This window comes from Sphingomonas echinoides ATCC 14820 (assembly GCF_000241465.1).
Classification (GTDB): domain Bacteria; phylum Pseudomonadota; class Alphaproteobacteria; order Sphingomonadales; family Sphingomonadaceae; genus Sphingomonas; species Sphingomonas echinoides.
Window position 1 is genome coordinate 2,258,751 of record NZ_JH584235.1, and the last position, 21,921, is coordinate 2,280,671.

Genomic DNA, 21,921 nt, shown 5'->3' on the forward strand with positions numbered 1-21,921 from the left:
GCCGCGACGTCCCCCGGAGAAACGCTCCATGATCGATACGTCCGCAGACTGTGCCAAGTGCGACCCGCTCGACGGCATCGCCCAGACGCTCGACCATGCCTCGGCCGCGGCAATCGCGCAGATGACCTCTGGCCTGTCGCCGGTGACAATGATGCAGGCGGGGCTGGACTGGTGTGCTCATCTCACCATATCGCCGGGCAAGCGGCTGCAGCTTGCCGGCAAGGCAGGGCGAAAGGTCCAGCGGATTACCGATTATGCCGTGCGACGCGTGGGGCAGGTCGATGCCGCGCCGGCGATCGAGCCGCTACCGCAGGACCGGCGCTTTATCGGTCCGGCCTGGCGGCAGTTCCCTTTCGACCTGATCTCGCAATCCTTCCTTCTCACGCAGCAATGGTGGCATGCGGCGACCACCGGCATCAGCGGCGTGTCCAGGCATCATGAAGAGATGGTGGCGTTCGCGGCACGGCAGATGCTCGACGTCATCGCGCCAACCAACTTCTTCGCGACCAATCCCGTGCTCCAGCGCAAGATCATCGAGACCGGTGGTGAGTGCCTGGTCGAGGGTGCGAAGCATTGGATGGAGGATGCGGAGCGGCGCGCCCGAGGCGAGCCGCCCTTAGGGACGGAGGCGTTCCGCGCCGGGGAGACGGTCGCGGTCACGCCCGGCAAGGTGGTGTTCCGCAATGCGCTGGTGGAGCTCATCCAATATGCGCCGACGACCGGGATCGTCCGCCCCGAGCCGATCCTCATCGTTCCCGCCTGGATCATGAAATATTACATCTTCGACCTCTCGCCGGAAAACTCCCTGATCCGCTGGCTGGTGGCCGAGGGCTATACCGTGTTCGTCCTGTCCTGGCATAATCCCGTGAGCGCCGATCGTGATCTCGACATCGACGCCTATCGACGCCTCGGACCGATGGCGGCGCTCGACGTTGTCACGGCGATCACGGGCTCGGCCAAGGTCCACGGTGTCGGCTATTGTCTCGGCGGGACGCTGCTGGCGATCACCGCATCGGCCATGGCCCGCGACGGAGATGAACGCTTGGCGTCGCTCAGCCTGTTCGCCGCACAGACCGAGTTCAGCGAGCCGGGCGAACTCGGCCTGTTCATCGACGAGGCACAGCTCAATCTGCTCGACAACATGATGTGGAGCCGTGGCTATCTTGACAGCCAACAGATGGGCGGCGCCTTCCAGATTTTGCGATCCAACGACCTGATCTGGTCGCAGATCCTCGGCACCTATCTGATGGGCGAGCGCGAACCCATGACCGACCTGATGGCATGGAATGCGGACGGAACGCGCATGCCCTACGCCATGCACAGCGAATATCTGCGCACGCTCTTTCTCGACGACGATCTTGCCGAAGGCCGGTTCAAGGTCGAGGGCCGCACGATCACGCTTTCGTCGCTGCGTCAGCAAATCTTTGTAGTGGGGACAGATCGCGATCATGTCGCACCCTGGCGGTCGGTCCACAAGCTGCACTGGCTGAGCAGCGCCGAGATTCGCTTCGTCCTGGCCAGCGGCGGGCACAATGCCGGCATCGTTTCCGAGCCCGGGCATCGCCACCGCAGCTATCATGTCGCGACCCGCGTCCTTGACGGCCCCGCGCTCGATCCGGATGATTGGCTGGACCAGGCCGAGGCGCACGAGGGATCGTGGTGGCCCGAATGGGCGGCTTGGCTCGGCGACCATTCGGGCCGTCCGCAGGCGCCGCCGCCGATGGGCAATGCTGAAAAGAGCCTGACGCCGCTCTGCGACGCACCCGGCCAGTATGTGCTGGAGCGCTGAGCGGTGAGCAGCCTCGAGATGATCGAGAATCGGACCTTCGACGAAATCGTCGTGGGCGAGACCGCGAGCGTGACGCGCACTCTGGGCGAACAGGACATTCAGCTGTTTGCCCTGGTCTCGGGCGACGTCAACCCGGCTCATCTTGATGCCGAATATGCCGCCGGTGACATGTTCGGGCGGGTGATCGCGCACGGCCTATGGGGTGGTGGTCTGATCTCCGCCGTGCTCGGCACGCAGCTCCCGGGGCCGGGCGCGATCTATCTGAGCCAAAGCCTTCGGTTCAAGCGACCCGTAGGGCTGGGGGACACGATTATCGCGTCGGTCACGGTACGCGAGAAGCGCGCCGAGCATCATATCGTCGTCTTCGACTGTTGCTGCATCAACCAGGCCGGCGAGGAGGTGATCAGCGGCGAGGCCGAGGTCAAAGCGCCAACCGAGAAGGTAAGGCGCCCGCGCATGGCGCTGCCCGATATCCAGCTCTCGGATCATGACGGCTTCCGCCGGCTGATCGAGATGACGAGAAGCGGCGAGCCCGTTCCCACGGCGATCGCACATCCCTGCACCGCCGCCGCGATCCTGGCTGCGGCAGCCGCGACCGAAGCCGGCCTGATCGTGCCGATCCTGATCGGCCCCGAGGCCCGCATCCATGCGGCTGCCATGGACGCCGGCAAGGATATCGGTGCCTTCCGCCTGATCGATGTGCCCCACAGCCATGCCGCCGCGACGCGCGCGGTCGAACTGGTCCGCTCGGGCGAAGCGCTGCTGCTGATGAAGGGATCGCTGCACACCGACGAACTCATGGGTGCTGTCGTTCCGGCTGCGACGGGCCTGCGAACCGAGCGCCGCATCAGCCATGCCTATCTGCTGGACGTGCCCGGGCATCCGGCGCCGCTCATCATCACCGACGCGGCGATCAACATCGAGCCGAGCCTGGAAGACAAGGCCGATATCATCCGCAATGCGATCGACCTCGCGCATGTCATCGGCATCGCCTGTCCGAAGGTTGCGATTTTGTCTGCCGTGGAGACGGTCAATCCGGCGATCCGCTCGACGCTCGATGCGGCCGCCTTGTGTAAGATGGCCGATCGCGGGCAGATCATCGGCGGCGTCCTTGACGGCCCGCTCGCCTTCGACAACGCCATCAGCGAGAAGGCGGCAAAGGACAAGGGCATCGTCTCCCCCGTTGCAGGGCGCGCCGAAGTCCTCGTCGTTCCCAATCTGGAAGCCGGCAATATGCTCGCCAAGCAGCTGACCTTTCTCGGCGGCGCGGACGCGGCCGGCGTGGTGCTGGGCGCGCGGGTACCCATCATTCTTACCAGCCGGGCGGATTCGCTCCGCACCAGCGTAGCGTCCTGCGCAATCGCGGTGTTGCTGGCGCGAGCCACTCCCAAGGCCACGCCCGGCCCGATCGCGAAGCGTTCATGAAGGCGATCGTCAGTCTCAATGCCGGCTCGTCGAGCATCAAGTTCGCGCTCTATCGCTTGTCGGGTGGACAGCTCGACTTCGATGCGGGCGGCAAGATCGAGGGTATCGGCACTAGCCCCCGGCTCCTCGCGCGCGACTCGGGTGGCGAGACCATCGTGGAAAAGACGTGGCCGGGCGGGGACGCACTCTCCCACGAGAATCTGCTTGAGGACCTCTTTGCCTGGGCGGTAACCCAATTGGGAGACCGCAAGGTCACCGCGATCGGCCATCGTATCGTCCATGGCGGCGTCTGCTTCGCCGGGCCGCAGATCATCGATGATACTTTGCTGGATGCGTTGGAAGCCCTCATCCCACTGGCGCCGCTCCATCAGCCGCATAACCTCGCCGCAGTCCAGGCCTTGCGCGTGCTGGCGCCTTTGCTCCCGCAGATCGCCTGCTTCGATACCGCTTTCCACCATGGCATGCCGCCATTGGCGACGCGCCTGCCGATTCCGCGCGCCTTTCACTGCCAGGGCGTGCGCCGGTATGGCTTCCACGGTCTGTCCTACGAATACATCGCGGGCCGCCTCCGCGAGATCGACCCTGCTCTGGCCGCAGGCCGCGTCATCGCGGCGCACCTAGGCAACGGTGCGAGCATGTGCGCAATGCGTGCCGGCGCGAGCGTCGATACGACAATGGGCTTCACGGCGCTTGACGGATTGATGATGGGCACGCGCTCGGGGGCGATCGACCCTGGCGTGGTGCTTCATCTTCAGACTCAGGTCGGTATGGCCGCACAGGCGGTGGAGACGTTGCTCTACGAGCAATCGGGCCTGCTCGGTGTGTCCGGGATTTCAGGCGATATGCGTACGTTGCATGCAAGCGACGCGCCGGAAGCGAAGGAGGCGGTAGCCCTCTTCGTCCAGCAAGCCGGCCGTCAGGCTGCCGCTCTCATTCCCGCGCTCGGCGGTCTCGACGGCCTCGTCTTTACCGCCGGCATTGGCGAGAATGATTCGATGATCCGGGCTGCGATTTGCGAGCGCCTGGCCTGGGCTGGGGTGATGCTTGATCCCGACGCCAATGCGACGAACGCGCCTGTCATCAGCGCGCCGGACAGCAAGGTGATCGTACGCGTCATCCCAACCGATGAGGAACGCGTGATCGCCGATCACGTCGTCGCGCTTCTCGAACCTGGTGCAGGGGCTCAGCTATGAAGCCGCTCGTCGACCTTTCGGGCAAGCGCGGGCTGATTGTCGGGATCGCCAACGAAAGCAGTATTGCGGCCGGGTGCGCGGAGGCTTTTGCACATTGCGGCGCGCGGCTGGCCGCAACGTATCTCAACGAGAAGGCGAAAAGCCATGTCGCCCCCCGTCGCCGAACAGCTCGGCATCGAGTGGATGGCACCATGCGACGTGCGGGTTCCGGGTGAGCTGGAAGCGCTGTTCGAACAGGTCAGATCGCATTGGGCGGGCTCGACTTCCTGCTGCACTCGATCGCCTATGCGCCGCGCGAGGATCTTCATGGCCGCGTCGTCGACAGTTCGGCCGAGGGCTTTGCGACCGCGATGGACGTGTCGTGCCACAGCTTCCTGCGCATGGCACGGATTTCCGAACCGCTGATGACCGATGGCGGCTGTCTGCTTTGTGTCACCTTCTACGGCTCGGAACTGGTCGTGGAGAATTACAACCTGATGGGGCCTGTGAAGGCTGCCCTGGAAAGCGTGACGCGCTATGTGGCGGCAGAACTCGGACCCAAGGGCATCCGGGCGCATGCGATCTCGCCGGGGCCGATCGCCACGCGCGCGGCAAGTGGCCTGGAAAGGTTCGACGAACTGCTCGAACGCGCCGCCGCCAGCGCACCGGCCCGCCACCGCGTCGATATCGCAGACGTTGGCGCGCTGGCGGCGTTTCTGGTCAGCGACGCCGCACATCGCATCACCGGCACCATCATCCCGGTCGATGGTGGTCAGCACTTGCTGGCATGACGGTCATCGACAGTGGGGCGGGCATTTGGCGGACTATCGATGTGCAGCCGGCCGGTCAGCCGGCGAAACTGGTGCTATCGCGGCCGTCGAAATTGGTTCCGTTCGAAGTAAACGTTTCCGCAGTTCCATGAGGGATCGTTCCTCGGGCTGCGTATTAGAAATTATGTGCTGGAGGCTACATGGAGGATTTGGATCCGTTGCTGGCGCTCCTGAGGAGCGGTCGCGCACGCTGCGATAGCCGTCGCCGTTGTCGAGACGCTGATCTACCGCGCGGGATCCACAGCATCAGACAGGCGCCGTACCGTGCGAGGCCTCAGGGAATTGCGGTAGACCTCTTTTTGCCGATCGGCTTTGGTTGCTAGGGAGCGAGACTGTGGAGGCGACCGTTCTGGTGATTATACACCAAGGCGCGGAGTTCATTACGATCCACGACAACCATGCGGCGGCGCACGCCGCTCTCGTGGAGTTCGTCGTCAGTCGATGGCCCGAACAACTCGGTGAGAGGCCCGCCCTGATGGCTTCGCGAGAGGAAGACCATCTCCATCGATTCTTCGCGGCGGAGGAAGACTTTTATATCATTGCCGAGACAGAATTGGCTGATCTCGAGGCGCAGCTCGAATCACTTTGTCGGGGTAAATGTGCCAACTTTTGAGCGAACCCATAGGAGCGGCGCGGCGCCTGGCCCTGGGGCATAGAGAAATGTTCGAGTGCCTCATTCTCGGCGACAGCATCGGTGTGGGTATGGCGCAAGCGATCAATGCGCGTCGTGCCTTGCACTGCGATGTCATGGCAGTCGAGCGCGCCTCCGCCGAGCAGATTCTGGCATGGCGTAAACCTGCAAAGAACTATGGTATGACCATCATGGCAATTGGCTCCAACGACCCACCAAGACGGACATTGCAGCGCGGTCTCGCCGAGATCAGGCGACGCATCAGCACAAGGCGCGTGATTTGGCTGCTGCCATATTCTCGGCCTACGGCTTATGCGGTGACTTCGGTAGCACTCATATTCGGCGACGAGACGTTGGATCTGGGTCGCTTCCCAACGCGAGATCGGGTTCACCCCCTTCGCTATGGTGACGTGGCCAGCGCGTTGCTAAAATGAGGTTGTTACATCGGTCAGGCTAGCCGAGATGTTGCCGTCTCGACGATCGCCTTCGGCGGAATCGATCCTCGAATGAGAACGTCGAGGCATTACGCGTGTGGAGATTGGAGTTTTGCTTATGACAACTCTGTCTCAAGCAGAGATCGCCAACTGGCTCGCGCTTTACGCGGCGGCAGGTGTGTGTTGCGGCCTGGCCGTGATGCTGTCTGTCGCAACGTCAATCTATGATCTGTATCGCGAGCGGGCCTGGCTCGGGCTGAAGTCGACCGGCGATGTGCTGCGCTTTCTGCCAAGAACCTGGTGGCGTTGGCAGAAGAGCTACTTGTTATCGACGCCCGTGACGCTGCTCATCGTCGGATCATTCGCCGCGACGCTGACTTGGAACTGAAGGCCGCGGCCGTCCTCGCTTCAACCTAACAGCGCGTAGGCCAGAATACTTCCGACGTGTCCGGCTTCCAGATCCTCCGGCGTGATACAGACGACGGGGGCGATCTGCGCCATTCTCGGGTGGGTGGCGGCCTTGGAGGCCAGATATTCCTCGTTGGAAAATCCCATCGCCTCAACGATGAGCGTCCGGATTTCGCCTGTGCGTCGCGAGCGCGCCTCAAGCATGAAATCAGGCCGGCAAGAGCCGAGCGGTGTTAGTCTGTCGAATACCGGCTTCTCGATCGCAATGTCGATGCCTTCACGGTCCAAGGCGTAGCGCGCACCAAGAAGCGCCCGCAACATGCTTCGCTCAAATTCTGAATCGACGGGGATGAAGCGGTTGCCGGAGAAAACGGGCTGAGCATAGGCTCTCAAAGGCGCATAGCCATGGGCCTCGGGATATTCGCCGATCACCACGATGATGAGAAAAGGGCCCTTGATGTGATTGCCACGTACCGACGGTGACTGAATTCGGTTTGCAACGGAAATCGGATCCGACCCAGCTGGAAAGATGGTCGATCCCCGAAACCCTTTTGCGAAGACCGTCAGAAAGCCTTGGGGTGCATGCCCGCGAGGCCATGTTCGGGCGAGCTCGCGGATGCCAGCGTATGCGCGCTTGCTGTGAAGAGCCTTGGCGTGTGTCCACAGTGCCCGGCCGAGTTCGATGCCTGGCGCGATCTCGACCTTTCCCGCCGCCGCGGTCAGTGCTTCGAATTCATGCGTGATCGAGCGTTCCGTCGACTCCTCTGAGATCGGGGCGGAGAAGTTGAGGCCGGAGACGTTCAAAAGGCGCCAGAGCAGGCGCGCCAACCTGGGCATGGAGGCGTTCCGGGTACGATCGTCACTGCTCTCCTCGTCCGGCCGTTGAGCAAGCTTCTCGGGAGCGGGCCGCAGGACCTCGAAGTAGCCGACGGGCGGGTCGACCGGTGTTTCGGGATTGCGGACTTCGCTGATGCGGTTGGTCGCCTGGTCACGAAAGAAGGGGCAGGTTGGAAGGTGTTCGGCGCGCTTCGAGCCGGTAAGCCGGCGCAGATAGTAGGTTTCGGCCTCTGAAAGGAATGCAGGCGTGAGCATCGGGGGCTCGCGATCGCTGCCAAGGCAGTCGCATGCGAGCCATTTCTCGCCGATGCGCGCCTGCTGGACAAGCATGATGCCGGCCTCTTCGTCAGGCCGGGAGCCCTCGCCGGCATACCACCGGACTAGCGCTTTCCGAAGCGGGCCGGGGAGGGGGATACGGGCCTTGCTAAGCCCGTCGCTATGGCGATCGATCAACCACATGGACGCGCCTGTCGGTACGGGTTTCGGTGATGCTTGCCGAGCCGGGATGCATTGACAACCCCATTCGCCGGATCTCAACTTTTCAAAATCGCGGTTTTGGAGGTTGAGATGCGATCACTTCTACTGAGATGCGTGGTGCTTTGGGTCGGTAGCATGGTTGCCTCTTATGCTTCCGCAGAGCCGGTGAAGCCGACAAGAACGGCGCAGCTCATCGTGATGTCGGCCGGCCGGCCGCCACCGACAGAGGTCGCAGAAGGCCAGCAGGCGCTCGCGAGTGAAGAGAAAGGCGGCGGGGCGAGGTCAACAGGCATTTCGGAGTCCAATGCTCCCTTTAGGGTCCATGATCTGAGCCGCGGATGGGTCGAATTCGAGATGAGGAACAGCTTTGCGTCCGCTGGCCTGTCAGCGGTGCCCGCTGATACCGAAATTGACCCCTTTGCGCATGTGGGCGTCGCCCGGGTCGGAGTTGCATCGCTGCAGACGGCCGCACCAGCACCGCCAGCAATTCCAATTCCTCCGTGGATGCGGAGCGGAATGGCCTTTGCTGCCGCTGCGACGCAATACGCACCAGGATGTGGTGTGAGCGCGTATCGCCCGGCTGGCTTCCTGAGCACCGCGGCCGAAAACCGGCGGTTCGGCTACTATGCGCTGATGAGCAGTATCGCATGCGAGTATGGGATTCCGACGGGCCTGTTCGACGCGATGATTATTAGGGAAAGCGGCTACCAAGCATCCATCTACTCCTCGAAGAACGCATTTGGATTGACGCAGCTGATGCCGGATACGGCGCAGGGCCTGGGTGTCGATCGCTACGATCTCGAGCAGAATCTGCGCGGCGGAGCCAAATATCTGAAGCAGCAACTCGACCGCTTCGGTCAGGTGCACTTGGCGTTGGCCGCCTACAATGCTGGTCCCGGGCGCGTGCGCAACGGCTTCGTGCCGCGCATCGCCGAGACCCAAGCCTATGTCGAAAGCGTGCTGCTGAACTGGCGCCGTTTGGCCGGCGTTCCAGAAGCGGCAAATCTTGGGATGGACGCCTCGCAACAATCCAGGCGCCCGATGCCCGCAGTTGGTCGTGCCGTCAGAGTTTCGACCTTTTGAAGACCATGCGCGCTATAGTCCGATACGGCTGGTCTCGGTCAGCTCCGCCCTGCGGGCCAGAATCCTCGTGACTTCCTTTACCAGCTTTTCGACCACGGCCTCCTTGAGGGGAGTCGCCCATTCGCGTCGGATTTCGGTGCCATCGATGCCCTCGATCTCGTCAAGAGCCTGGATAAGCCTGGAAGGCAAGCCACTGAAGAGTTCAGACAGCATCAGGAGGAGCGTCGTAAAGCGTTCGTCGTAGAGCATATCTGGATCGATTTGCGATTCGACGCTGATAATCGCTTGGATGATACTGATGCCCATCGCCGCAAGGATCTTTTGAAATTCCACCAGGGAAATGTTCGGCCGCTTTCTGGGATCGCTATGCAACAGCAATCCAAGCCTGCTTTTGCTGATGCCCGCCCTTAACGAGAGCTCACGGATATGCAGGCCTCGCTCAGCCATCGCCTTCCGGATCATCATGACATAGTCGCGCGGCTCCTTATCCTCGAGACGATCAGAACTGTCGGAAACCGCGTCCGTGGCAAGTGACGACTTCACACTGCCCCCCCGATCCAAGTGCTTGGGATCAAGTGAGCAAATCATAGCACCCCAGCATTAGCAAGGCGTGGTGGACGTGAGAAATTGTGGTTTCTATAAATTAACTATTTGAAAGGTAAAACATTTCCTTCTCGGGATTGGCCGGAATGCTTATCGTCTCCATTCTGGTTGAATTCGCCAAGACCCATGCGATCGAGCACTTCAGCGGCCTTTCTCTCGGCGACATAGTCGAAGAGCAAGACTGACAATGCGTCGCCGACCGTCATGTCTGATCCGAGCTTCCGGCAGAGATGCTCGCGCGTTTGATCCAGACTCTCGGCGCTGGTCTTCAGGATGTCGAGGCTGATGTGAATATCCCCATCGGTCGGTATGGCATGAAAGTGCTTTCGCAGCGTGTCGGGCCTGTGTTCCTCCCCGCAATTTTTCGTTTCAGCGCGACAGTTCACGAGGTTCGCCAGCGTCTGGTACTGGCGTGTCTCGTTCGAATGAAGGCGCAGGCTCTCAGTCGTCAAACGGAAGAGATCGATGGAAATATCCAGAACGTAGTTGCGGTTGTCCGCACTCATGTTCTCACCCATGACGTTCGATCCCCGCGCTAACGCGAACCCGTCCAGCGCCCCCACCGTGAATGATACGCAGAAACGCGCGCAGCATCGAGTCCAAACAGCGACTCGGTGAAGTGGACACCAAATGATCGTCCGTTCGGCCGTCCCTGCATCGGGACATGGCTTCCTGGAAAGCTGGACAGGACGTCCCGGGATCTGGGACGCGCCGTCCCGTTGCGGGGTCGGCGCGTCTCGGAGTCGCAGGCTCAACCATCATTCCTCCCGGAATCCCCGCCTCGGTCCGAGGGCATCGTTGCCGCCCGGATTTGATTGGCCTCACCTTTCAATCGGGCGCGGTTCCGTCGCGTTCGAATTGAAGGGAAACTCTCATGCAGTCTGTCCTCAAGTACAGCGGTCGTGCGGAGCTGGCGGTCTTCGCCCTCATCGCACTCGCGCTCGCTCTGTTCCTGTTCGCCGGTCCGGCATTCGCCGGCGCCGATACGACGTTCGACACCGCCCTGACGAAGTTCACCGACTTCCTCGAGGGCTCGGGCGGCAAGATCATCACCGTCCTCTCGCTCGCCGGCGGCATCGTAGCGCTCGCTTCGGGGCGTTTCTCGATGGGCCAGATCGCCATCCCGGTCGGCGTCGGCGTCGGCGCGGGTACCGGCATTCCGATCGTCACCTCCACCGTCACGGCAACGATCTGAAGGGTCCGACAGTCGGTCGGAATAGCAGATCCGGCCGGCTTTTGGAGAGGGTGGTGCAATGGCCGCGGACAAGTACGTCATACCGTCTCATCTAGACGACCCTGAGCTAATCGGGCTGTGGACGCTAGATGAATTCCTGGCGATGGTTATTCCGTTCGTCTGGGGAATCCTGTCTCAGCACATTCTCATTGGCGTCGTTCTTTCGGGTGCGGGTTGGTGGGGACTGAAGAAGGCTAAGGCAGGGCGGGCGACGTCTTGGCTCCTCCATCTGGCCTATTGGCATCTTCCTGCCGGCTTCACCGGCATGAGGGCCACACCACCCTCCTATCTCCGATTGATGGCCGGGTAAGATGGAGATCTCCCACACTCACGCTCAAAGCCAACGGGTCCTGCGGCAGCGCAATCTCCTCGTGATTGTGTCGGTGGTCCTGGGAGTCCTCGCCGGGATCCTGTTGCTGGTCACCGCGACCCGCGACCGCGAGATCGTGCTGCAGCCTGTCCTGGCGCGGCCCTTGGCCGTCAGCAGCTCAGGGGTCTCTCGCGAGTATCTCGAACTGATAACCCGCGACACAGCGGTGCTGACCCTGGACCGAAGCCCTGCCAACCTTGAATATTGGATGAAGTCGGTCCTCGAGATCACGGCGCCGAGCGCGCAGGGGAAGATCCGCGGCGACCTCATGAAGATCGTCAACGAGCAGCGCGGCTCCTCGATCGCGCAGTTCTTCACGATCCAGACGATGGAAATCGATCCGAAGAACCTGTGGTCCACGGTCACTGGGGATCTGCACACGATCGTCGGGAACAAGGTCGTTTCGAGCGAGCGCCGGACCTTCCGCTTCGATTGGCAATATTCCGGACTGTCCCTGAAGCTTGTCGGCTTTGGAATGGTGACGACCGGCAAGGAAAAGGATCAGTGATGTCGGTCTACGCCATTGGCAGCGCCGCGACCGGTGCCGTCTTCCTCTCCCGCTATTACTGCTATCTGAGCCGTATCATTGGCGCGTCACTGGTCGCGTTATCATTCTTCCTCATCGCGGGGCCGGCATGGGCAGACCAAACGGTAATGGCGTCCGACGGCAGCCAGGTCGACTGCGCCGCCTCGGCAAAAGACCTCACCAGGATCAGCCTCGTCGAGGATGAATTCGCCTCGGTCTCGAAAATCTCGACGGGCAATCCCGCCGACGACTTTTCGGTCGTGAACGAGCCGGTCCGCGGCGACATCTATCTGTCGGTGCCGGAAGGGTTCGGCCGTCAGGCCCTTTCCTTTTTCGCGACCAGCAAGCGGGGTTATGTCTACAAGTTCGTCTGCCGCATCGCGGGCGAACAGGCGGTCCAGGTATTCATCTCGAACCCGACCATCGCGAAGGACAAGGCGGGCGATGCGACACCGCAGTTAGCAGCGGCAAATCCGCAGGAAACGGCCGTCGAGCTCGTTCAGGCCATGTACTCGAACAGCGTCGTCGATGGCTATGAGATGCGCCAACGGGCGCTTCGGCCGGTCTATGTCGGCACGCTTAAAGTCCAGATGATCGCCGAATATCGCGGCACCGATCTCACCGGCCGCGTGCTTCGCATCGAGAACAAGGGCCCGGCGCCGGTGACGCTGACCGAAGCGACGGTCGCGCCATCGAGCGCGCTGGCAGTGTCGATCGCAGAGCCGAAGCTCGATCCAGGGAAGGTCACGACGGCCTACCTCGTCTCGCAAAACGGGAGGCAGTGACATGGCTTTGGCCGATATCTTCCGGCGCAAGCGCGCGCCTCTCGATGGAGGACCAGAGGAGGAGGGCGTCTCTCCGGTCTCTAGCGATCTGACCGCGAACGAGAGCGTCCGCAAAAAGCAGCGGCTGTTGCTTGCGGGCGTCGCTGGCGCCGGGCTCATCGCCTCCTCGTTTTGGATCTTCGGCGACGACGGCGGAAAATCTGCTTCCACCGATAGCGATCCCGCCAAGGTCGAAGTCTCGACCAAAGACATGGTCAACAAGAACCTCAACCAGCAGGAGTGGATGGCGCTCTCGGAAAATCAGATGCAGTCGGTCGAAAACCAGCTGAAATCGGTCAACGGGCAGCAGCAACGGGTCGACCAGCTCGCCCAGCAACTCGAACAGCTGAAAGGCGAGAATCAGGCGATGCGCGCCGATGGCGCGCGGGTGCTTTCAGCTTACCAGGCGGAGAATGACCAACTGAGGCGGCAGGTCGCCTCCAAGACTACGGCTCTCCCGCCGGCACCCGGGCCCTCTGGGATGTATGGTCCGAACGGCGTCCAGAATTACCAACGCCCCGATGCCAGCCCCGCCGGACGGCCGATGCCCATCGGCAGCGGCGCTGAGGTCAAGATGGTCAGCTTTCAGACGGCCGACACCGGCACGGCCACGCGCGTCGCGAAGGGAACCACGACTTACAGCGATAGTATCAACTATCTGCCGCCGAACAGCTTCGCGAGCGCCAAGGTCATCGTCGGCGTCGACGCGAGCGCCGGGGTCAACAGCCAGACTGATCCGTTGCCCGTAGTTCTCCGCGTCACAGGGCCTGCGCGCTCGGTCTACCAGAATGGCAAGCTGCTCACGACCAAGATCGAAGGCTGCCTCATCAACGGCGCGGCGCGCGGCGATCTGTCGAGTGAGAAGGTCTACGTAAAGCTTCAGAAGATGACCTGCCCGCAACCTGGCGGTCGCTACGCGGTGTCTGAGGTCAAAGGTTTCATTGCCTTCGGCGGCAAGACCGGAGTCCGCGGCCGCGTCGTCAGCCGCGAAGGATCTCTCGCGATGCAGGCCTTCCTGGCCGGTCTGGTCAGTGGCGGCGGCAACGCGCTCAACACCGCCTTCAACCAGCCCTTGGCGACCATCGCCCGCGATGGCGAGGGCAGCATCAACCGCACGCCCAATTTCGGCAGCGTCGGCCTGCGCGCGCTCGGCGGCGGTGCCGCGGAGTCCGGCAAGGACGTCTCGAAATATCTGATCGAGCGCGCCGAGCAATATCAGCCTGTGATCGAGATGCCGACCGGCATCGATGTCGAAATCGTCTTCCTGGAGGGTGTGTATGTCCGCAATTGATCGACTGCGTAAGCTGCGCCTTTTCACACGGCGGGCTCCCGTCCTGGCGGCGATCGGCGCGATCGGCGTGGCTAGCATCGCACTGGCCGCCGATGTGGCGGGTCCAGACGAAGCAAAGGTTACGGGTCTCCTGAAGGCGCGTCTGCCGAAGACGGAAGTCTCCAAGGTCAATTGCGAGAAAATCGAAGGGCTCTGCGAGGTCACCGCGGGCGCGAACCTCTTCTACGTCAATCACGGTGCTCGTTATCTTATCATCGGCCGCGTCTACGACATGGAGACGCGCCAGGATCTGACGGCGGCCCGGCTACTCGAGATCAACCCCGACATGTTGGTCGGCGGGGCTGCGAAAGCAAATGCCGCGGCAGCTGCCGGCGGCGAGGAGGGCGGGGGGGAAGTTACGAGCGCTTCAGCCAGTGCCGGGCGGACTACGGTCCCCACGCGCCCTGCCATGCTTAACCTGACCGGCTTGCCGAACGAGGGCGCGATCGTCTGGGGTAATAAGACGGCCAAACAAAGCGTCACCATCTTCACGGATTTCCGCTGCGGCTATTGCCGCGCGCTCACCAACGTCTTGCGCGGTATGGACGTGAAGGTCGTGGAGCGACCGATCTCGGTCCTCGGCAGCCGAGACATTGCCGATCGCGTCTACTGCTCCAAGAACCAGGAACAGGCGCTTTATGCCGCTTACGCGGGAGAGCCGTTCAAAGCGCCCGCGGCCTGCGACACCAAGGGCCTCGATGCCAATGAGAAGTTTGCCCAGAAGCACGGCCTGAACGCAACGCCTATCATCGTCCGCAGCGACGGTGCAATCCTCGAAGGCTATCGGCCGAAGGAGTTCCTCGAGGCCTGGCTCAGGGGAGCGAAGTCGTGAGCCGGCGGCTGGGTCGATCCCACCGATCACCGCTCCTACTCGGATCGGCCGCTCTGGCAGCGCTGGCTCTGCTCAGTGGCTGCGCGACGTTCGGCAGCAATGTGCGGGGCAGCTTCTCTTGCGCTGCGCCCGATGGCATCTGCGCGCCCTCTTCATCGATCGACGACCGCGCGCTGGCGATGATCGCAGGTGAGAGTGCAGGCGGGGACGCAACGCCCGCCGGACCTTATATGGAAACCCGCCCGAAGGCGCGGGCGTCGCGGACGGCTGCGACCCGGAAGATCGTGCCCGTCGTGCCCCGCGATGCTCGGCGTACCCAGGAGCGGGTGCTTCGGATTGTCTTCCAGCCCTATATCGATGAACGCGGGCGCTTGCACGAGACGAGCGCGGTCCACGCGGTCGTGCAGAGCGGTGAATGGCAGCAACAGTCGCTGGCATCTGCAACGCTTATTCCTGATCGCAATGCGTCCTCGATGAGCGCGATGCCGGAATCGCTCGCAGACGCCGTCGATCGCGCCGACCCTGCGATCGTCGATGTCGCGGCGATCGATCCAGACCTTCCTGATCCTGCGGCGGTGGCCGCCGCGCGGGCGCGCAGTGCCGATCCGGTCGCAGCGATCAAGTCCGACGTTGCGGCTCGTCTAGCCCCCAAGGCGGGCCGCAACGCCCCGGGCCCCGTACCGACCGCGGGAAGGGGCCGGTTGCAGCCGGCGAAGGCACCCACACCAGCGCGGGAGGCCGCTGGCCCAACGGGTAACCCAGGCGCAGCGCCAGCCTTGTCGAAAACGACAATTGCCACTCCGTCCGGTGTGGCGATGGCGCCCAAAACGACCATCGGTGCCGAAGCGATCGCGCGGGTGAAAGCGAGTCCACAATATCAAGCGCAGGCAACCGAGGCTCAAGACGGGGCACGAAGCGCGGTCGGCGCAGGAACGCTGCCGGCAGCCAAGCCAGACGCCAAGCCAGTCGTCCGAGCCGCAGGATTCCCCGCGTCCGTGCCGCAGGAGAATTGAGATGGCGCGGCGCTTTTTCGACGATCTCCTCGCCGGCGTGTTCGGTGACAGCAAGCGTCCCGACGCGCAGCAGCCGGATCTCGCGGTCCCGATGCTCGCGCATTGGCTGCCCTATCGCAGCTACGATCCGAAGACGGGTATCTTCTACAACAGCGCGTCGCGCGGATTTGTGATCGAGGCGGCGCCACTGGTTGGAGCCGACGAGCGCACCGGCGAAATCCTGGCACAGTTCCTATCCGAGGGCATTCCAGCACCGGGATGTTTGCAGTTCCACCAGTGGATGTCACCGCGCATCGGCGAGCGGCTCTCGAAATGGTATCTGCCGCGCTATTCGGCCCGCGGCGTCTACGAACGGATGGCCAAGCACCGCGTCGATTTTCTGACGGACGGTGTCTGGGACTCGTTATCGGCCGACGCGCCATTCTGCCTCCGCAACCACCGTGTCGCAATTTCTTACTCGACCCCAGAATCGTCGAGCGTGTCTGTCGAGCAGATCGTCTCGGTGATGGAAGGGATCATCTCTTCGCTTGCGTCGATCAACGTCGCGGCGCGCACGATGGACCCGGTGGCACTGATCGGATGGATCGACGACATCACGTCGCCGACCACCGCCGCCGGCGATGACGCCGTCAGCTACAATCCGCTCGATCCGATCGCGGACCAGGCGATCCGCCGCGACATCGAGTTGCAGGTCGAGCCGGACCGGATGTTGCTACGGACCGAGCGCTTCCGGCCGACCGGAAAGACGGTCAAGGGCGCGCCGGAGATCGGCGAAATCTATCCCGACGTGTTCGATGTCCGGTCGTTTTCTGTCCGCAATCTGCCGACGCGCTGGGCGCCGTGGGACGTGGCGCGTCTGATCGGTGACATGTTCACCGACAAGCTCCGCATGCCGTGTCCGGTCGCGACGAACCTTTGCATCGATTTCCCCGACGCCCAGGCCTCGACCAACAAGGCGAGCTACAAGTTCATGCGGACGACGAGCCTCGCCGATTCAAAGTCGTCGAGATTCCTGCCACAGTTGCGCGACCAATCTCAGGAGTGGCGCTACGTCAACGAGGAGATCCGGCAGGGTCGCAAGCTCGTCCGGGTATTTTTTAGCGTCACCGCCTTTTCGCCCAAGGGCAGGGGTGACAGCAACGAGCGCGTGCTCAAGTCGGTATATCGGGCTGCAGGCTGGGACCTGCTCGACGACCGCTACCTGCAGGTCATGGGGCTGCTCTGCGCGATGCCGATGACGATGGCCAACGGCCTGTCGAAGGACCTCGAGCGCATGAAGCGGATGCGAACGCTGCTCACCACGACGGCGGCCAATCTGGCACCGATTCAGGGCGAATATCTGGGCGGCCAGATACCCCATTTGCTGTTGATCGGCCGGCGTGGCCAGCCCTTCTTCTGGAGCCCGTTCGAGAATGCCGCCGGCAACCACAATGTCGCGGTCTTCGGCAAGTCGGGTTCAGGCAAGTCGGTCGCGCTCCAGGAGCTGTGCGGCTCGCTCTGCGGCGCCGGTGCGAAGGTGGTCGTGATCGACGACGGCCGCTCGTTCGAGCACTCGGCAAAGCTGCAGGGCGGCGCCTTCGTCGAATTCACAATGAGCTCGGGCTTCTGCCTCAATCCCTTCTCGATGATCGACCAGGCTCAGGCTGCTGAGGACGAAGACTATCTCCTCGACTGCATGGCGATGCTCAAAGCGATCATCAATCAGATGTCGCGCCACATCAACGTGCTCGATGACACCGAGCGAGGCCTGATCGACGGTGCGGTCAACCAAGTCTGGGAGGAGCATGGCAGCAAGGGCTCGATCGATCTGGTGATCGCAGCCCTGGAGGCGACCGGCAACGTGCTGGCATCCAATCTCGGGATCGCGATGCGGCCCTTCTCGTCGGGAGGCACGTACGGGCGCTTTTTTCAGGGTGAAGTCTCGTTCGAGCTGCAAGCGCAGCTCACCGTCTTCGAACTGTCTGACCTGTCGGCGCGCGAGGAACTGCGCAGCGTCGTGCTGACCGCGATCATGTTCATGTCGCAGCAGATGATGCGCAAACTTGATCGCTCGATCCCCAAGGCGCTTCTGCTCGACGAGGCGTGGCAGATGCTCCGTGGCGGCGCGATGGCCGACTTCATCGAGACCTATGCTCGCACTTGCCGGAAATACGGCGCGTCGCTGGTCACCGCGACCCAGTCACTCAATGATTACTACAAGTCGGCCGGCTCGATCGCCGCGCTCGAGAACTCGGACTGGTTCGTCATCCTCCAGCAAAAGCCGGAGACGATCGCGGATTTCAAGAAGCACGATCGCTTCGAGATGGACGATTACACCGACGCCTTGCTGCGGTCGCTGAAGCGCAATGGCTTCGAATATTCGGACATCATGATCAAAGGGCCCGATACGCTCGCTGTCGGCCGCCTCGTGCTCGATCCCTATTCGGCCACGCTCTTCTCCTCGAGCCCGAGGACATTCGCTGCGATCGACGCGCTGATCGCAGAGGGCATGAGCATGGACGAAGCGATCGAGCGGATCGCCTTTCCCGACAATCCCGAAAAATGGGTGAGCAATCTCGTCGAGGCGGACGAGATCGCGATCGCCGCGGAGTAGGATCATGGCGACGGACGCTGACGATGTGACGACCTCCATTACGCGCAAGGGCAGGTTGACGGCGGCCGAGTGGCGGTCCGTCCTCTACTTCACGCTCCATGGGTTTGGATTCTTAGGTAGCACGTTGCTGATCACCTGGGGGCTGTTCTTCCTGTTCTTCCTCGCGATCGGGGGCTTCTCCTTCGACGGCTTCATCCACCAGCTCAACAATTTCACCACGCGCTATGTCGCCGCCGATCAGGCCCGGACCGGCGCATTTCTCAACATTTTCGCGATCGCGCACATGATCCTCTCGGCGGCCATCATCACCTTCCGCCGGGATCGCATCCTGCCCGACCGCACGCAGGAAGGGACCCGCGATCATGGCTGATCAACCCGAACTCGACCTCCCGCCCGCACCTCCCGCGTCCCAAGCCGCGCTTCCAAAGCGCCGGGTTGGCTTTGGAGGCTTCACGCGACAGCAGATCATCATCGGCCTGGTCATGTTGGCGCTGTTGATCTGGGGGATGTGGGTCACGCGCGCTCTCACGGCGCCGAAGCAGGATCACATCGTCTCGGCCAGGCTGTCGGCGCTGGTGGGCGATTATGTCGAGGCCCAGCGATTTTCGGGCTCACCGCCCGATCGGGTCCAGGCCGAGATGAGGGCTTTCATGTCTTCGCTCGACAAGGAGCTGCAACGCCGGAGCGAGGGCGGGCAAGTCGTGCTGGTCGGCGAGGCGGTCCTCACCAAGAATGTGCCGGACATCACGGAGAGCCTGAAGAAGGCGGTGTTCGCGTCCGGGGTTCCGGAGCCGAAACGCGTTTCCGTCGAGCAGCTGCAGCGCATGCAGGAGCTGTCGGCCGCTCAGGCTGCTCTCATCGCCGCGCGGCAACCGCCCTTGGCACCGTCGGGACAGATCGACCCTATGGCTGGTGCGCAGGCGATCTCTCCGCAGGATCCGTCCGCCAGCGGTTCGTTCGCGCAACCGTTGCCGCAGCCGGCGCCTGGGCAGGTGTCCGGACCGTCGGTCTCAACCTTTGGAGGCCCCGATGGCAACGGCGGTCAGTGAGCTCTCCGCCCCACGCTGGCGGCCGCGCAAGCGCCTGTGGGCGATGCTGGTCGTTGCGCTCGTCGGAACGGGGCTAGTTAGTGCGATGAGCTCATGGCGCGACGGCCACGTCTTCCTCATCAACGCGAGCGATTCCCTCCCCAATTGGGCTTTCCTCATCCGCCGGCACCAACCGCCGGCGCGCGGCGACTACGTGTTCTTCGATCCGCCGCAGAGCGCGCTTCTGCGCCGCCATTTTGGGACGAAACCTCAGATGTTCGGCAAGATCGTCTATGGCATGCCGGGCGATGTGGTCGCGCACCGCGGAATGGTCGTGACGATCAACGGCAAGCCCATCGGGCAGATGAAACCGCTCACGCGCTTTGGCGAGCCACTGACGCCGGGCGCGGAGGGCGCGATCCCCTCGGGTTGCTATTATGCCGGGTCTCCCCACCGCGATGGGTTCGACAGCCGTTACGCCGAAATCGGTTTCGTCTGCGGCCGCCAGATTGTCGGTGTCGGGGAGCCCGTGCTGTGAAGCGGCTGCTCGGCGTTGGTGGAGCGGCCGTGCTCCTCGGTATAGCCGCCTTTGCCATGAGCCCTGCGCGCATCGAGGCGCGTGACTATGGGCAGACTGGCCAGGCCTTCCCGGTCATCGAGCCGGATCTGCTTTCGACGATCGAAGCGCGGTTGAAACGCGCTGAGGCGACCGGCGAACTCGCGCGCACCAACGAGATGTTCGCCAAGCGCGTCGAAGCGAAGGTTCGGCGACCCACTCCCGTTGCGGGTCTTTCACCTGCGACCGAGACCAGAGACTGGACCTATGACCCGACTGTCCAGCTCGAGCACGATATTCGTGACCAGAAGGGCAACCTCATCGGCCGCGCCGGACAGCGCATCAATCCGCTCGACTTCGTCGCGATCAAACAGGCGCTCGTGTTCGTCGATGGCGACGATGCAAATCAGATCGCCTGGGCCACGAGCCGGTACACCGATCTCAATGCCAAGATCATTTTCGTCAGCGGCTCGCCAATCGAGGAGATGACGAACCGGAAACGCCGCTTCTACTTCGACCAGGAGGGCAAGCTCACCTCACGTTTCGGCATCGAACACACGCCCGCGGTCGTGCAGCAGAACGGTCGCGTGATGCGAGTGTCCGAGCAGGTGCTAAAGAAGGGGAGGGCCGGCTGATGCCGCTTTGGCTCGATCTTCTTCGAACGCCGATGGCTGCACCGGAGACCCCGGTGCTTCGTCGCATGCGGTTCACCTGGCAGGCGCTATGCCTCACTAGCGCGCTCGTCGTTGGTCTCTTCTCGCCGCTCCGCCACGCGATTGGCCGCGTGGCGCCAATCGGCGCCGCCCTGATCCTGTTCGCGACCGCCGCACACACCTGTCTTTACCTGCTCCGAAAGCAGCGCGCCGACCGAGCTTTCCTTGAAAGCGTGGGAGGCGGCGAATGACCGGGCTGCCTCGCCGCCTGTTCGGCCTCTTCGCGTTCTTGCTTGCGATGATCGCTCTGGCGCCCCCGGCAACCGCGGCCGGGCCGACCTGCAGTGGCAAGTTCGTCAATCCGATCACCGATGTCTGCTGGTCCTGCCTCTTCCCGCTGTCCGTCGGCGCCTTGAGGATTTGGCCGAGCAGCCGTCCCGATCCCAGCAATCCCGCGTCGCCGATCTGCGCCTGCGCCGACCCGCTCCCTCGCATCGGCATATCGGTCGGGTTCTGGGAGCCGGCGCGCCTCGCGGATGTGACGATGAAGCCGTGGTGTTTCCCCAACCTTGGCGGCATCCGGATCGCGCCCGGATTCGATATCGGTCAGGGCTATCTGACCGGGCCGTCCATGGTCGGCGGCCGCTCTCAAAGTACGGCAAAATGGCACGTCCACTGGTATGTCTATCCGCTTCTCTACTGGATGGAGATCCTGACCGACTTCGCCTGTTTCGAGCAGGCGTCGTTCGATATCGCCTACATGACCGAAGTCGACCCGCTCTGGCAGGATGACTCGCTGGCAGCGCTCATCAATCCCGAGGCGATCGTCTTCGCCAATCCCATCGCGCAGGCTGCCTGCGCCGGCGATTGCATCGCCGGCACCGTCCATCTGCCACTCGATCCGCTGTTCTGGTGCGCCGGCTGTCAGGGCTCGATGTATCCGCTCAACGGGAACATCCCGTCCTCGATCGGGCACGTCCAGTCCTCGCGGCTCGCGCTCTCGCGGTTCGCTTTCAAGATGCACCGTGAGGCGCTTGCCTGGGGGACGATGGGATCGGCCGGGCTCTGCAAGAAGTATCTGATGCCGATCATGCGCAAGCAGCAATATCGCTTCCAGATGGTCAACCCGATCCCGACCGTGAGCGGGCGCTTCGCCTGCTCCGCTATCGGTGCTTCCACCATGCCGCCCGACGCTGGACGTGCCTATCCCGCCGGCGGCGAGGACATGGGCTACCTCGTCTGGCGCAAGCGCAATTGCTGCGTGCTCTAGGGG

The 21,921-nt window shown here is 62.9% G+C and carries 24 protein-coding genes and 1 pseudogene; 22 read left to right on the forward strand and 3 right to left on the reverse strand.

The features are described 5' to 3' along the window. Window positions 1–28 precede the first annotated feature (28 nt). The 7 genes and pseudogenes from ON00_RS10585 to ON00_RS10615 all read left to right on the forward strand — a co-directional run bounded on the left by ON00_RS10585 (window position 29) and on the right by ON00_RS10615 (window position 6,669). On the forward strand, window positions 29–1,789 hold the full coding sequence (locus tag ON00_RS10585; RefSeq protein ID WP_010405662.1) for a PHA/PHB synthase family protein: 1,761 nt from the start codon (window positions 29–31) through the stop codon (window positions 1,787–1,789). 18 nt (window positions 1,790–1,807) lie between these two features. Further along, on the forward strand, window positions 1,808–3,214 hold the full coding sequence (locus ON00_RS10590) for a bifunctional enoyl-CoA hydratase/phosphate acetyltransferase (RefSeq protein ID WP_405053021.1): 1,407 nt from the start codon (window positions 1,808–1,810) through the stop codon (window positions 3,212–3,214). Beyond that, window positions 3,211–4,407, forward strand: a complete 1,197-nt coding sequence (locus tag ON00_RS10595) for an acetate/propionate family kinase (protein ID WP_010405667.1) — start codon at window positions 3,211–3,213, stop codon at window positions 4,405–4,407. Before ON00_RS10590 ends, ON00_RS10595 begins: the two co-directional genes overlap by 4 nt. Continuing rightward, window positions 4,404–5,177: pseudogene (fabI, locus tag ON00_RS10600) on the forward strand (enoyl-ACP reductase FabI). The gene ON00_RS10595 and the pseudogene fabI overlap by 4 nt, the downstream one beginning before the upstream one ends. A gap of 373 nt (window positions 5,178–5,550) precedes the next feature. Continuing rightward, window positions 5,551–5,829 carry a hypothetical protein gene (locus ON00_RS10605; RefSeq protein WP_010405671.1) on the forward strand — a complete coding sequence of 93 codons (279 nt, stop codon included), beginning with the start codon at window positions 5,551–5,553 and terminating at the stop codon, window positions 5,827–5,829. A 47-nt stretch (window positions 5,830–5,876) separates the two neighbouring features. Further along, complete coding sequence (locus tag ON00_RS10610) at window positions 5,877–6,281, forward strand: SGNH/GDSL hydrolase family protein (protein WP_010405672.1); 405 nt, start codon at window positions 5,877–5,879, stop codon at window positions 6,279–6,281. A gap of 118 nt (window positions 6,282–6,399) precedes the next feature. Then, entirely contained in the window at window positions 6,400–6,669 is a 270-nt protein-coding gene (locus tag ON00_RS10615; RefSeq protein WP_010405673.1) for a hypothetical protein, read from the forward strand. 20 nt (window positions 6,670–6,689) lie between these two features. Here ON00_RS10615 and ON00_RS10620 read toward each other — a convergent pair whose 3' ends face one another. After that, window positions 6,690–7,985, reverse strand: a complete 1,296-nt coding sequence (locus tag ON00_RS10620) for a hypothetical protein (protein WP_029622678.1) — start codon at window positions 7,983–7,985, stop codon at window positions 6,690–6,692. 153 nt (window positions 7,986–8,138) lie between these two features. Here ON00_RS10620 and ON00_RS20575 point away from each other — a divergent pair, with 153 nt between their 5' ends. Then, the gene (locus tag ON00_RS20575) at window positions 8,139–9,086 is read left to right on the forward strand and encodes a lytic transglycosylase domain-containing protein (RefSeq protein ID WP_137902815.1); all 948 of its coding nucleotides are present in this window, start codon (window positions 8,139–8,141) and stop codon (window positions 9,084–9,086) included. A 12-nt stretch (window positions 9,087–9,098) separates the two neighbouring features. On the opposite strand, the gene ON00_RS10630 is transcribed toward ON00_RS20575, so the two are convergent. Both ON00_RS10630 and ON00_RS10635 read right to left on the reverse strand, forming a co-directional pair. Then, window positions 9,099–9,629 (reverse strand): helix-turn-helix domain-containing protein, encoded by a 531-nt coding sequence (locus tag ON00_RS10630; RefSeq protein WP_010405676.1) that lies wholly within the window; start codon window positions 9,627–9,629, stop codon window positions 9,099–9,101. Window positions 9,630–9,733: 104 nt separating this feature from the next. After that, on the reverse strand, window positions 9,734–10,207 hold the full coding sequence (locus tag ON00_RS10635; protein ID WP_010405677.1) for a hypothetical protein: 474 nt from the start codon (window positions 10,205–10,207) through the stop codon (window positions 9,734–9,736). A 356-nt stretch (window positions 10,208–10,563) separates the two neighbouring features. Between ON00_RS10635 and ON00_RS10640 the strand changes: the two genes are divergently transcribed. From ON00_RS10640 to traU, 14 genes are read left to right on the forward strand one after another with little or no spacing between them, the layout of a single operon-like run. Next, complete coding sequence (locus ON00_RS10640) at window positions 10,564–10,884, forward strand: TrbC/VirB2 family protein (RefSeq protein WP_010405679.1); 321 nt, start codon at window positions 10,564–10,566, stop codon at window positions 10,882–10,884. Between the two features lie 58 nt (window positions 10,885–10,942). Beyond that, entirely contained in the window at window positions 10,943–11,233 is a 291-nt protein-coding gene (traL, locus tag ON00_RS10645; RefSeq protein WP_010405680.1) for a type IV conjugative transfer system protein TraL, read from the forward strand. A 1-nt stretch (window position 11,234) separates the two neighbouring features. Beyond that, window positions 11,235–11,801 (forward strand): type IV conjugative transfer system protein TraE, encoded by a 567-nt coding sequence (locus ON00_RS10650; RefSeq protein WP_029622679.1) that lies wholly within the window; start codon window positions 11,235–11,237, stop codon window positions 11,799–11,801. Beyond that, window positions 11,801–12,604 (forward strand): type-F conjugative transfer system secretin TraK, encoded by an 804-nt coding sequence (locus tag ON00_RS10655; protein WP_010405683.1) that lies wholly within the window; start codon window positions 11,801–11,803, stop codon window positions 12,602–12,604. The genes ON00_RS10650 and ON00_RS10655 overlap by 1 nt, the downstream gene beginning before the upstream one ends. 1 nt (window position 12,605) lies before the next feature. Then, a complete protein-coding gene (locus ON00_RS10660) occupies window positions 12,606–13,934 on the forward strand; it encodes a TraB/VirB10 family protein (protein ID WP_010405685.1) in 1,329 nt (442 codons plus the stop codon). Next, the gene (locus ON00_RS10665) at window positions 13,921–14,805 is read left to right on the forward strand and encodes a DsbC family protein (RefSeq protein WP_010405687.1); all 885 of its coding nucleotides are present in this window, start codon (window positions 13,921–13,923) and stop codon (window positions 14,803–14,805) included. Before ON00_RS10660 ends, ON00_RS10665 begins: the two co-directional genes overlap by 14 nt. Further along, a complete protein-coding gene (gene traV, locus ON00_RS10670; protein ID WP_010405688.1) occupies window positions 14,802–15,818 on the forward strand; it encodes a type IV conjugative transfer system lipoprotein TraV in 1,017 nt (338 codons plus the stop codon). Before ON00_RS10665 ends, traV begins: the two co-directional genes overlap by 4 nt. Before the next feature lies 1 nt (window position 15,819). After that, a complete protein-coding gene (traC, locus tag ON00_RS10675) occupies window positions 15,820–18,411 on the forward strand; it encodes a type IV secretion system protein TraC (RefSeq protein ID WP_010405690.1) in 2,592 nt (863 codons plus the stop codon). A 4-nt stretch (window positions 18,412–18,415) separates the two neighbouring features. After that, window positions 18,416–18,781 (forward strand): hypothetical protein, encoded by a 366-nt coding sequence (locus ON00_RS10680; protein ID WP_010405691.1) that lies wholly within the window; start codon window positions 18,416–18,418, stop codon window positions 18,779–18,781. Then, complete coding sequence (locus ON00_RS10685; protein ID WP_010405693.1) at window positions 18,774–19,460, forward strand: type-F conjugative transfer system protein TrbI; 687 nt, start codon at window positions 18,774–18,776, stop codon at window positions 19,458–19,460. Before ON00_RS10680 ends, ON00_RS10685 begins: the two co-directional genes overlap by 8 nt. After that, a complete protein-coding gene (locus tag ON00_RS10690; protein ID WP_010405695.1) occupies window positions 19,441–19,977 on the forward strand; it encodes a S26 family signal peptidase in 537 nt (178 codons plus the stop codon). Before ON00_RS10685 ends, ON00_RS10690 begins: the two co-directional genes overlap by 20 nt. After that, window positions 19,974–20,630, forward strand: coding sequence for a type-F conjugative transfer system protein TraW (gene traW / locus ON00_RS10695; RefSeq protein WP_010405697.1), 657 nt, complete (start codon window positions 19,974–19,976; stop codon window positions 20,628–20,630). Before ON00_RS10690 ends, traW begins: the two co-directional genes overlap by 4 nt. After that, window positions 20,630–20,899 (forward strand): hypothetical protein, encoded by a 270-nt coding sequence (locus tag ON00_RS10700; protein WP_010405700.1) that lies wholly within the window; start codon window positions 20,630–20,632, stop codon window positions 20,897–20,899. The genes traW and ON00_RS10700 overlap by 1 nt, the downstream gene beginning before the upstream one ends. Further along, on the forward strand, window positions 20,896–21,918 hold the full coding sequence (gene traU / locus ON00_RS10705; protein WP_010405703.1) for a conjugal transfer pilus assembly protein TraU: 1,023 nt from the start codon (window positions 20,896–20,898) through the stop codon (window positions 21,916–21,918). Before ON00_RS10700 ends, traU begins: the two co-directional genes overlap by 4 nt. Window positions 21,919–21,921 lie beyond the last annotated feature (3 nt).